This window comes from Microbacterium invictum, assembly GCF_034421375.1.
Lineage (GTDB): Bacteria > Actinomycetota > Actinomycetes > Actinomycetales > Microbacteriaceae > Microbacterium > Microbacterium invictum_A.
In genome coordinates this window covers 1458211-1469870 of record NZ_CP139779.1, presented here as the reverse complement: position 1 = coordinate 1469870, position 11660 = coordinate 1458211, and the positions used below count along the sequence as shown (strand labels likewise).

At 71.0% G+C, this 11660-nt stretch carries 10 protein-coding genes and 1 tRNA gene; 3 read left to right on the top strand and 8 right to left on the bottom strand.

The window, feature by feature from the left end; translation table 11 throughout:
• Positions 1 to 78 precede the first annotated feature (78 nt).
• Together T9R20_RS07075 and T9R20_RS07070 are read left to right on the top strand one after the other, a co-directional pair.
• On the top strand, positions 79 to 810 hold the full coding sequence (locus T9R20_RS07075) for a response regulator transcription factor (RefSeq protein ID WP_322411823.1): 732 nt from the start codon (positions 79 to 81) through the stop codon (positions 808 to 810).
• Complete coding sequence (locus T9R20_RS07070) at positions 807 to 2291, top strand: sensor histidine kinase (RefSeq protein WP_322411822.1); 1485 nt, start codon at positions 807 to 809, stop codon at positions 2289 to 2291. The genes T9R20_RS07075 and T9R20_RS07070 overlap by 4 nt, the downstream gene beginning before the upstream one ends.
• On the opposite strand, the gene T9R20_RS07065 is transcribed toward T9R20_RS07070, so the two are convergent.
• The 6 genes from T9R20_RS07065 to T9R20_RS07040 form a co-directional block, all read right to left on the bottom strand.
• Positions 2278 to 3840 carry an FAD-dependent oxidoreductase gene (locus T9R20_RS07065; RefSeq protein WP_416182970.1) on the bottom strand — a complete coding sequence of 521 codons (1563 nt, stop codon included), beginning with the start codon at positions 3838 to 3840 and terminating at the stop codon, positions 2278 to 2280. The genes T9R20_RS07070 and T9R20_RS07065 overlap by 14 nt on opposite strands.
• 5 nt (positions 3841 to 3845) lie before the next feature.
• Positions 3846 to 4748, bottom strand: a complete 903-nt coding sequence (locus tag T9R20_RS07060; protein WP_322411820.1) for an FAD:protein FMN transferase — start codon at positions 4746 to 4748, stop codon at positions 3846 to 3848.
• Between the two features lies 1 nt (position 4749).
• Positions 4750 to 5259, bottom strand: a complete 510-nt coding sequence (locus T9R20_RS07055) for an FMN-binding protein (RefSeq protein WP_322411819.1) — start codon at positions 5257 to 5259, stop codon at positions 4750 to 4752.
• 96 nt (positions 5260 to 5355) lie between these two features.
• Complete coding sequence (locus T9R20_RS07050) at positions 5356 to 6390, bottom strand: ribose-phosphate diphosphokinase (protein ID WP_322411818.1); 1035 nt, start codon at positions 6388 to 6390, stop codon at positions 5356 to 5358.
• Entirely contained in the window at positions 6365 to 7837 is a 1473-nt protein-coding gene (glmU, locus tag T9R20_RS07045) for a bifunctional UDP-N-acetylglucosamine diphosphorylase/glucosamine-1-phosphate N-acetyltransferase GlmU (protein ID WP_322411817.1), read from the bottom strand. The genes T9R20_RS07050 and glmU overlap by 26 nt, the downstream gene beginning before the upstream one ends.
• A gap of 1 nt (position 7838) precedes the next feature.
• A tRNA-Gln gene (locus T9R20_RS07040) sits at positions 7839 to 7910 on the bottom strand.
• Positions 7911 to 7954: 44 nt separating this feature from the next.
• Here T9R20_RS07040 and T9R20_RS07035 point away from each other — a divergent pair.
• The gene (locus T9R20_RS07035; protein WP_322411816.1) at positions 7955 to 8452 is read left to right on the top strand and encodes a MarR family winged helix-turn-helix transcriptional regulator; all 498 of its coding nucleotides are present in this window, start codon (positions 7955 to 7957) and stop codon (positions 8450 to 8452) included.
• 3 nt (positions 8453 to 8455) lie between these two features.
• Here T9R20_RS07035 and T9R20_RS07030 read toward each other — a convergent pair whose 3' ends face one another.
• Both T9R20_RS07030 and T9R20_RS07025 read right to left on the bottom strand, forming a co-directional pair.
• Entirely contained in the window at positions 8456 to 10255 is a 1800-nt protein-coding gene (locus T9R20_RS07030; protein ID WP_322411815.1) for an ABC-F family ATP-binding cassette domain-containing protein, read from the bottom strand.
• Positions 10256 to 10302: 47 nt separating this feature from the next.
• Entirely contained in the window at positions 10303 to 11613 is a 1311-nt protein-coding gene (locus T9R20_RS07025) for a GNAT family N-acetyltransferase (protein ID WP_322411814.1), read from the bottom strand.
• Positions 11614 to 11660: the final 47 nt, after the last annotated feature.

Below are 11660 nucleotides of genomic sequence, written 5' to 3'. Positions count from 1 at the left end.
GATCCCTATGGGACGCTCTCAGCCGGTGCATAGCGGACGCCATAGGTAATCCATAGGAGACGAGGCACACTGGGCACCATGACCGCCCTCTCGCCCTCCGCCCTCCGCCGCCCCGACGGCGAGTCGCTCCGTCTCCTCGTCGTCGACGACGAGCAGATGCTCACCGACCTGCTCTCGATGGCCCTGCGGATGGAGGGGTGGGAGGTGAAGACGGCGTCCTCCGGCTTCGAGGCGCTGCAGGCGGTGCGCGACTTCCGTCCCGACGCCATGGTGCTCGACATCATGATGCCCGACCTCGACGGCATGTCGGTGCTGCAGCGCCTGCGCGCCTCCGGCGACGATGTGCCGGTGCTCTTCCTCACGGCGAAGGACGCCGTCTCGGACCGGGTCGCCGGACTCACCGCCGGCGGCGACGACTACGTCACCAAGCCGTTCAGCCTCGAAGAGGTCGTCGCGCGCCTTCGCGGACTCATGCGGCGTGCGGGAACGGCTCAGACCGCCGAGGCCGAGCCGATCCTCCGGGTCGGCGACCTCTCGCTGAACGAGGACAGCCACGAGGTCCAGCGCGCCGGGGTGGAGATCGAGCTGACAGCCACGGAGTTCGAACTGCTGCGCTTCCTCATGCGCAATCAGCGACGCGTGGTCTCCAAGGCCCAGATCCTCGATCGGGTGTGGAACTACGACTTCGGCGGGCGCTCCAGCGTCGTCGAGCTCTACATCTCGTACCTGCGCAAGAAGATCGACCAGGGCCAGGAGCCCCTGATCCACACCGTCCGTGGTGTCGGATACATGATCAAGGCGCCGCAGTGAGGCCAGCCCGCCGCCCCTGGACCCTCCAACGACGACTGATCGTCACGATCGCCGCCATCGTCTCCCTCATCCTGATCCTCGTCGGCGTCGCCACCTCGGCGATCCTCGGATCGGTGCTGGAGCGGAGTCTGGACAGCCAGGTCGAGGCGACCGCGAACCGGGCGGCGATCTGGATCCGGCCCCTGATCGGCAGCGGCGCCACGGCCGCGGACATCCTGGAGGAACAGGCCCCGCAACCGGGCTTCCTCCTCGTCGTCGGTGATCCGGTCACCGGCGAGACGACCGCGGCCGCCACCGACGACGGTGGCAAGGTGGTCGAGCTCAGCGACGACCAGATCACCGAGCTGGTGGATCGGCTCGACACCGCCGGCCCCGCCGTGTCGGCCCTCGACGGCGTCGGGACCTACCGACTGGCCAACGTGCCCGCCTCCCCCGCGATCGTCGTCGTCGGCATCTCCCGCACCGCGGTGGCGACGACGATCGGCGAGATGCTGCTGACCATCGCCCTGCTCACCCTCGGAGGCCTGCTGCTTCTGGCGGTGGCCACGGCATGGACGGTGCGGGCGGGCCTCGCCCCGCTCCGCTCCGTCGCCGAGACCGCCCGTCGGGTCGCGGCGGTCCCTCTCGATCAGGGCGAGGTCTCCATCCGCGACCGCGTCCCCGACGACGAGGCCGACCCGCGCACCGAGATCGGGCAGGTGGGGCAGGCCCTGAACACGCTCCTGGATCACGTGTCGACCTCGCTCACCGCACGACAGCGCAACGAGGAGCGGATGCGCTCCTTCGTCGCCGACGCCAGCCACGAGCTGCGCACCCCGCTGGCGTCGATCCGCGGCTACTCCGAGCTGTCGCTCCGCGCCCTCGAGCGCGGGCACGACGACGGCGCGGTGCACACCGCCGAGGCGTCTCTGGAGCGCATCCAGAGCCAGTCGCTGCGGATGACCTCGCTCGTCGAGGACCTGCTCCTCCTCGCGCGCCTCGACGAGGGCCAGGAGCTGGTCTACGGCACGGTCGATCTGTCGCAGCTGGTCGTGGAGTCCCTCGGCGACGCCCAGGCGGCGGGGCCGGATCACCACTGGGAGACCGATGTCGACGAGGATCCGATCGTGGTCGCGGGCGACGCGCGGCGCCTGCATCAGGTGATGACGAACCTCCTCGGCAACGCGCGCATCCACACCCCCGCGGGCACCACGGTGCGCGTCTCGATCGAGCGGCAGGGCACACACGCGGTGGTGCGGGTGCACGACGACGGCCCCGGGATCGATCCCGCCGTCGCCGACGAACTGTTCGAGCGGTTCTCCCGTGCCGACCGGTCGAGGGCGAGGAACACCGGCGGCACGGGGCTCGGTCTGTCGATCGCCCGCGCGATCGTCGCGGCTCACGGCGGCACCCTCGCCGTCACGAGCGCGCCGGGCGACACGACCTTCGAGATGCGGCTGCCCGTCAGACCCGAGGATCCCGCCGGGGTCAGTACCCGCTGAAGGCGTCCGTCGTCAGCGACCGGGCCCGCCGAAGCGCCGGAGCGAGCTCGGCGATGAGCCCGGCCGGGCCCGAGACGAACGCGTCACGGGCGGAGATGTCGGGAACGACACCGAGCAGACCGTCGGCATCGAGGCGGACACCGCGCGCCCATCGCCAGTGCGGGGGAAGATCGGCGGGTGTTCCGCGGGTGAAGACGATCACGGGCACCCCCGAGGCGGCGATCTCGTCGCGATAGGCCAGCTCGGCGGCATCCGAGGCGACGTAGACGAGCACGATGTCGCGGTCCTCGCCCGCGAGACGGTGATGGCGCAGCTGGGAGACGAAGGGGGTGATCCCGATGCCGGCGGCGACGAGGAGCACCGGTGCGGCGGTACTCCGCGGGAGGACGAAGTCTCCCCACACCCCGGTGACCGAGAGGTCGGTGCCGGCGTCGAGCTGCGCGAGAGCGCGCTTGAAGCTCGAGGGGGCGCTGCGGGCCGGCTCGCGGTAGGCGATCTTCACCTCTGGAAGGTCTTCGGGGGCGCTGGCGATGCTGAACTCACGGCGGGTGCCCCGGCTGTCGGCGCGCCGGTGGGGCACGTCCAGCTCGAGGTACTGACCGGGCGCGAAGGTCATCGGGCCGGACACCCGGAAGGTGAGCTCGCGCACCGTGGGGCTGAGATGGGAGCGCTGGTGCAGCCGAAGCCGATTCGCCGCGCGGACGGCGAGTAGGAAGCCGAGGAGATTCCCGATCAACAGGGCCCGCTCCTGCCCGAGACTGAACGATCCGATCACGATCGGCCACCCCGCGAGGACGCCCACGACGAGGGCGACGAGCAGCTGCTGCCACCTCCGGGGCGGCAGGGTGAGCGGTTCGGAGAGCATGAAGGCGCCGAGGAACAGGAACGGCGACGAGAACAGCACCTGAGGAAGGATGTCGCCGAGCGTCACCGGCGCACCCAGCGCCGCGTACTGCGAGAAGACCCGGACGAGGGCTACTCCGACGGCGACGACGAGGAAGAGGGCGGCGATCCGGAGCTTCTCCGCACGCCAGAGCACGATGATCCCGAGGAGGATGACGGGCGCGGCCAGCACCGGGCTGCCGACCCACCACGCCGACGCACCGAGCGCCGGCACCCAGACGCTGAGCAGGGTCAGCGCCGAGGCGCCCGTCGCGGCGGGGTTGAGGATGTGCCGGCCGCGCCAGGCCAGGACGTACTTCGACAGCGCGGCGATCGCACCGGCCAGGGCGGCGCCGAGGAGCAGCAGCGGGTCCAGCGACGGACGGAGGACGAACAGCAGGATGCCGGCGGTGATCACCGAGGACTCCCACCGCCAGGGCAGGCGGAGCACGCGCTGGGCGAGGAGGTCGACCGCACCGCAGGCGACGACGAGAACGACGGCGGTGGCGAGGATCTCCAGCGGCCCCTGAGACAGGACACCGAAGAGCGACAGCACGAGCGAGACGGCCGTCAGCGCGGCCAGCGCGAGGAGCATGATCCGGTACATCGAGTATCGGCCGAGAATCGCGAAGACCCGGGCGGTCAAGGCCCGGATACCGACGGTCAGCGAGTTCACGATGCCACCGTAGCTGTCCGCCGGAACAGCTCGGCCGGATTACCCGGTGACCAGTCGACACGGCCGTCGGTGGTCATGCGCACCCATTCCGCACCCCATCGGTGGGCGATCTCGGGGCCGCCGTCGAAGAACAGCGCGGTGGCGACCGCGTCCGCCGTCATCGCCTCGGGCGCGAACGCCCAGGTCGCGGCGACGGTGCGGACCGGTATGCCGGTGCGCGCGTCGAGCACGTGGTGGAGGCCGTCGCCCCAGCGGCGTCGATTGGTCGCTGACGCGCAGACCGCCCCGGACGACGCGGTCACGACGCCGATCGCCCGCGTGGTGTCGAAGGGGTGCTCGAGCGCGATCCGCAGCTCGGCGCCGCTCACCCGGAGATCCCCCGACGCGTCGACGACGAGGGGGCCGCTCGTCCGCTCGGCGAGGAGGTCGTGGACGATGTCGACGAGGCGGCCCTTGCCGAGGGCCCCGACATCGATGGTCGCCGGTTCGGACAGGCGCAGCATGTCCGGGGTCCACGACAGGGTCTCGCGCCACAGGGGTGCCGGTTCGGCGCCCCGGTCGGTCAGCGACATCCCGGCGTCGTATCCGCGGCGCGCGAGCACACCGCCGACGAGCGGACTGACCGCACCGCCGGTGGCGTCGGCGATCTCGGCCAGGCGCGAGAGCAGCAGGTCGGTGTCGGCCGGGGCGGCGACGGCTCCGCCCCCGCGTGCGAGGGTGGTCACCGCGGAGTCGTCGCGGAACCTCGACCACGCCCGATCGAACGCGTCGACAGCCTCGGCCACCGCCGCGCGGTCGTCCGCGGTCAGAGCCTGGGCGGTGCCGACCTCCCACCGGGTGCCGATCGCCTCGAAGCGCCAGATCTCGGGCGTCGTGCGTACTGCGGCGGGCGGGGTCATCTCACGCCGCCGCTTCGGCCTTGATCTCCTCGACCGCGGCGTTGAAGCCGCCGCTCGTCAGCGAAGAGCCCGCGACGCGATCGACCGAGAGATCGTCGATGTTCTGACCGACCACCTCGTCGGCGATGCCGCCGATGAACTGCGACTGGTACTGCTGCGACTCGCGGGCCTGCGGGTCTCCGGTCACCTCGACAGCGGTGACGATGTCGTCCTCGAGGGTCAGGGTCACCGTGATCTGCTCGACGGACTCGGGGGTGTTGTAGGTGCCCTCGGCCGTGTATGTGCCGTCGGCGTAGGCGCCGCTGGAGGATCCGGTGTCGGTGGAGCTCGAATCGCTCGACGGGGTGCCCGAATCGCTCGAGGTGGCCCCCGTGTCGGTGGAGGTCGAACCGGAGTCATCCGCACCGTCGGCGGCGCCGCTCGCACAGCCGGCGAGCAGGAGCACACCCGCGATACCGACTCCGGCGGCACCGACGCGGACGGGACGGGGGGCGAGATCGAGACGGATCATTGTTCCTCCAAGGGGGACGGGGGCCGATACCGTCATCCTCCCGCGGTCACCCTATGGAGTGGCTTTGAGCCGGCGCAGGCGCAGCAAAGAGTCAGCTCACGCGGCGCCGTCGAACATGCTCGTGACCGAGCCGTCCTCGAAGACCTCTCGGATCGCCCGGGCCAAGAGCGGCGCGATAGGGAGGATCGTCAGCCCCGGGAAGCGCTTGGAGTCGGGGACGGGCACGGTGTCGGTGACGACGACCTCATCGATGGCGTCGCTGCGCAGACGCTCGGCGGCGGGGTCGCTGAAGATCGCGTGGGTCGCCGCGACGATGACCCGCTCCGCGCCGCTGGCCTTGAGCGCCTCGGCGGCCTTCACGATGGTGCCGCCGGTGTCGATCATGTCGTCGACGAGGAGGCAGACGCGGCCATCCACCTGACCGACGATCTCGTTCACGGTGACCTGGTTCGCCACATTCGGATCGCGCCGCTTGTGGATGATCGCCAGCGGCGCCCCGAGGCTGTCCGACCAGGTGTCGGCCACCCGCACGCGTCCGGTGTCGGGCGAGACGACGGTGAGCTTGGCGCGGTCCTCGGTGCTGAGGGTGCTGCGGAAGTACTCGAGCAGCACGGGTTTGGCGAACAGATGATCCACGGGTCCGTCGAAGAAGCCCTGGATCTGGGCGGCGTGCAGATCCACGCTCATCACACGATCGGCGCCGGCGGTGCGGAGGAGGTCGGCGACCAGGCGGGCGCTGATCGGCTCACGACCGCGGCCCTTCTTGTCCTGCCGGCTGTAGGGATAGTACGGCGCGACGACGGTGATGCGCTTGGCGGATGCCCGCTTGGCGGCGTCGAGCATGATGAGGGTCTCCATCAGCCACTCGTTGACGGGAGGACCGAAGGACTGGATGAGGAAGAAGTCGCACCCGCGGATGGAGACCTCGAAGCGCGTGAGGATCTCGCCCGACGCGAAGGTGCGGTACTCGGTGGGGACGAGCTGCGTCCCGAGCGCCGCGGCGACGTCGACCGCCAGGGTCTGGTGTGAACGGCCGGATGCGACGACGAGCCGCTTCTTGGTCTTGGCGACGATGCCCGGGGCGATGTCGTTGTCGAGGTCGAGGTCAACCGTCTTCGTTTTGCGCGCCATCGTCCGCTTCCTGTGACGTCCGGGCTCGCGCGGCGGCCTCGGCCGCTGCCGTCCCGGGCCTGTTCTTCTCGACCCACCCCTCGATGTTGCGCTGAGGGGCCACACTCAGGGCCAGAGCTCCGGCGGGGACGTCCTTGCGGATGACGGCGCCGGCTCCGGTCTTCGCGCCGTCTCCGATCCTAACGGGCGCGACGAAGACGTTGTGCGAGCCGCTGTGGACCTCGTCGCCGATCTCGGTGCGATGCTTGGCGAGGTCGTCGTAGTTCGCCGTGATCGCTCCGGCACCCAGGTTGACTCCGGAGCCGATCGTGGTGTCGCCGATGTACGACAGGTGCGGCACCTTGCTCCGCTCGCCGATGTCGGAGTTCTTCACCTCGACGAACGTCCCGACCTTGCCGCCGGCGCCCAGCCGGGCGCCCGGTCGCAGGTAGGCGAACGGCCCGACCGAGGCATCTGCGCCGATCACGGCGAGGGTCGCATCGGTGCGCGTGACCGTCGCACGTTCCCCCACCTCGCAATCCACCAGTGTGGTGTCGGGACCCACGACGGCCCCCTCCCCGATGACCGTGGCCCGCAGGACGTGCGTGCCCGGGAGCAGGGTGACGTCGCGGGCGAGGGTCGCGGTCACATCGATCCAGGTCGTGGCCGGATCCATCACCGTCACGCCCTCCCGCTGCCAGTGCCGGACGGTGCGGGCGTTGAGGGTGCGCGCCGCCTCGGACAGCTGGATCCGGTCGTTCACCCCGAGCGCGGCGGCGGCATCGGGTGCGGTGACGGCGGCGACCGGAAGCGCCGCGTCGCGCAGCAGACCGATGACATCGGTGAGGTACTTCTCGCCCTGCGCGTTCGCGGTGCCCACGCGTGCGAGCTCTCGCCGGAGCGTGTCCGCCCGGAAGACGTAGACGCCCGCGTTGATCTCGGTCACCGCCAGTTCGTCGGGGGCGGCGTCCTTCTGCTCCACGATCCGGGAGACGGCATCGTCCGTGGCGCGGATGACCCGGCCGTAGCCCGTGGCATCCTCCAGCACCGCCGTCAGCAGCGTCGCCGCCGCCCGCCGTTCCCGATGCGCGGCGAGGAGCGCGGTGAGCATCGGCACGTCGAGCAGGGGCACGTCGGCGCTGAGCACCAGGACGTCGGCGGTGTCGTCGCCGAGGGCCTCCACGCCGAGCTCGACCGCGCGTCCGGTGCCGGGCACCTCGTCCTGATCGACGATCACCGCCCCGGGGGCCACCGCGGCGACCTCGGAGGCCACGAGATCGCGTTCATGCCGCACCACCACGGCGGTGCGCCGGGGATTCAGGTGCGCCGCCGTGTGCAGGACGTGACCGAGAAGAGAGCGGCCCCCGATGCGGTGGAGCACCTTCGGGGTGGCGGACTTCATCCGTGTTCCCTGCCCCGCGGCGAGGACGATGACCGAGAGGGAGGCGGGGGCGGTGCTGTCTGTCATGCTCCGCCGCCAGGACTCGAACCTAGACCTCACAGCTCCAAAGGCTGTCGTGCTGCCATTACACCACGGCGGACCGCGCCCGCTGAGGGCGCCCGACAAGTCTGCCAGAGTGGATGCATGCCCCGAGAGTCGGACGAAGTCGACCGCATCGTCGAGGCCTGGGGCGCGCAGCGGCCCGACCTCGACTTCTCTCCCCTGGAGGTGCTCTCCCGGGTGGATCGGCTGTCGCGGCATCTCGATCGCGCCCGGCGCGAGGCGTTCCGCCGCAGCGAGCTGGAACCGTGGGAGTGGGACGTGCTGTCGGCGCTGCGACGCGCGGGCGAGCCGTTCCAGCTGAGCCCCAAGCAGCTGCTCCAGCAGACGCTCGTCTCCAGCGGCACCATGACCAACCGGATCGACCGCCTCGTGGGGCGCCGTCTGGTGCGACGCGAGGCCGACCCGGGGGACGGCCGGAGCATCCTGGTGACCCTCACCGAGGAGGGCCGCACCCGCGTCGACGCCGCGATCACCCGCCTCGTCGACGCCGAGGCGCTCCTTCTCGGCGCGTTGTCGCGAAGCGATCGGGATCGCCTCGCGGGACTGCTGCGCAAGCTCAGCCTCGGCTTCGACGCCTGAGTCTCAGCCGATCTGCTCGATGAGGGCGAACCAGCGCTCCTCGGTCGCGTCGCGCTCGGCCTCGAGTGCGCCGATGCGGCTCATCTCCGCCGAGAGCCCCGTGTAGTCGGACTGGTCGTGCTCTGCGAGGGCGATCTTGGCGCGCGACACCTCGCTCTCGAGCTTCTCGATGCGACGCTCGAGCGCCGCGGCCTCCTTCTGCGCGGCGCGGAGCTCGGCGCCGCCGAGCGTCGTGAACGGCGGTGAGGACGTCGGCAGCGCCGTCGGAGCGTGCCGTGCCGCGGCCCGCAGCCGCAGGTACTCGTCGACGCCGGCCGGGAGGTGACGCAGGCGTCCGCCCAGCAGCGCGTACTGCTGGTCGGTCACCCGCTCCATGAAGTACCGGTCGTGGGAGACGACGAGGAGAGTGCCCGGCCAGGAGTCGAGGAGGTCCTCGAGAGCGGCGAGCATGTCGGTGTCGAGATCGTTCGTGGGTTCGTCCAGGATCAGGACGTTCGGCTGCGAGAGGAGGATGAGCAGCAGCTGCAGCCGCCGCTTCTGCCCGCCCGAGAGGTCGCGGACGGGGGTGGACAGCTGCGCGCTGGAGAAGCCCATCCGCTCCAGCAGCTGCCCCGGCGACAGCTCCTGGGCCTTCGACCCGGCACCGAGGGTGTAGGTCGTGCGCAGGCCTGAGATGACCACGCGCACCGGATCGTCCAGGTGGGGGTCGAGCTCGTCCATCTGCTGGCTGAGGATGGCCACCCGCACCGTCTTCCCCCGCTTCACCCGGCCGGAGCTGGGCTCCAACTCCCCCGAGATGAGCGACAGCAGCGTCGACTTGCCCGCGCCGTTGACGCCCAGGATGCCGGTGCGCTCGCCGGGCGCGATGCGCCATTCGACATCGTGGAAGACCTCGGTGCGGGTGGCTCCGTCGTCGTACACCACCGAGACGTCGAGCAGGTCGACCACGTCCTTGCCGAGCCGCGTGATCGCCAGAGCCTGCAGGGCCACCGGGTCGCGGAGCTCGGGGACGTCCTCGATGAGGGCGTTCGCCGCGTCGATGCGGAACTTCGGCTTGGACGTCCGCGCGGGGGCGCCGCGGCGCAGCCACGCGAGCTCTTTCCGGGCGAGGTTCTGCCGGCGCGCTTCGATGGCGGCCGCCTGCCGGTCGCGCTCGACCCGCTGCAGGATGTACGCGGCGTACCCGCCCTCGAAGGGCTCCACGATGCGGTCGTGCACCTCCCACGTCGTCGTGCAGACCTCGTCGAGGAACCACCGATCGTGGGTGACAACCAGGAGTCCCCCCTGGTTCGCCGGCCAGCGACCGCGGATGTGGTCGGCCAGCCACGCGATCGCCTCGACGTCGAGGTGGTTGGTCGGCTCGTCGAGGAAGAGGACGTCCCAGTCGCCGACGAGGAGGGCGGCGAGGGCGACGCGTCGCCGCTGACCGCCGGAGAGACCGGTGACCGGTCCGTCCCAGTCCAGTCCCTCGAGCAGACCCTCGATGACGTCGCGTACCCGCGGATCTCCCGCCCATTCGTGATCGGCGCGGTCGCCGACCACGGCGAAGCGCACGGTGTGGTCGTCGTCCAGGGTGTCGGACTGATCGAGGACCCCCACCCGGACGCCGCGCCGGACGGTCACGCGGCCGGAATCGGGCTCGAGGCGTCCGGCGAGCATGGCCAGCAGGGTGGACTTGCCGTCGCCGTTGCGTCCCACGACGCCGATGCGGTCTCCCTCATCGACGCCGAGGGAGATGCCGTCGAAGACGACCTTCGTGGGAAATTCCAGGTGCAGGGCTTCGGCCCCGAGAAGATGCGCCATATCCGTTCCAGGCTATGGCCACCGTCGGGGCGCGCCGACCACGGCAGTCAGTACCAGAAGCTCAGCCGTGGCGCACGAGCGGTCAGGAAGAGGAGGGAGACGGTTTCGGCGTCGTCGACGGCCAGCCGCCCCGCAGCCGCGAGGGTCGCGACCGACACGCCACCGAGGGAGATCGCCGACAGCTCCTCGATCCCCAGGCGCACCACCGGCGCGGCGGCGGCGGAATCGCCGATGTCTTCGACGGTGCCGATGCCGTCGACCACCCGCAGATGCCAGCGGCCGGTGGACAGGCCCAGCGAGTCCTCCACATCGAGGACGACCTCGCCCGAACCGCTGTAGGTCCGCCCCTCGAGCACCCGGGGGACGTCGATGATCCGCACGTACTGGTGATCGCGGAGCGTGATCGTGGCTGCGCGCTGGTCGGCGATCATCCACCACAGCGGCTCATCCACGGCGAGTTCTCCGGCATGGATCTCGCCGATCAGGTCGAGCTCGAGGAGGAAGCGCCACAGCGCCGCGTAGGCGGTGGGCGTGACGGCGAGGAGGGAGGTCACGTCGACGCGGGACTTCGTCCAGTCGTCGCTGTTCTCGGTGACGGTGTAGAGCGCCGCGCCGCGGACCCGTCCGGCGTCGTCGCGCCACTGGATCGCGCGGCGTTTGCCCGGGTCTTTCGCGTCGGGCCTCGTACCGGCGAAGCTGTCCCAATGGCCGGCGGGGATCTCCAGTTCGCCCACCGAGCGCAGGCGCACCTCCTCGTGGAGGGCGGGCGCGATCTCGCGCCAGGTCTCCCGTGAGATGAAGTCCACCCGGCCGGACCGGCCGGGCCCGCGCCATCCGGCCCGCTTGGTGTCGATGACCCAGTTCGCCGCCGGGGCCGCCGGGCCGAAGCCGTACCGGCCGTACAGGGTGGCTTCGCTGACGGTCAGCATCGCCAGCGGCACACCGCCCGCGACCGCGCTGCGCAGCTCGGCCTCCAGCAGAGCCCGTGCGACCCCCCGTCGCCGATGGGTGGGCGCGACGGTGACGGCGCTGATGGCGCTTCCGGGCAGCACGCCGCCGCCGGGCAGCGTGAGCTCGGACAGCCACGAGGCGCTCGTGGCCACGGGCGCAGACGCCGTCGGCGTCTGCGGGTCGTAGACGCCCGTGAGGCGACGGTAGCTCCCGCGGGAGCGCGTCTCGCGCACCTGCTCGTCGGTCAGTTCGGGATCGAGGAACCCGCGGGCGACGACCTGGATGAAGGCGTCCCGGTCGGCGTCGTCGGTCACCATTCTCATCTCGAGGCCCTGAGCCTCGAGGCGTTCTCGGGAGACCGGATCCACATCGCGCGCGAGATGGGCGTCGGCAGCAGCTGCATCCATACCCACCACGCTAGTGAGGGGCACCGACAGGCGCACGCCCGTCGATG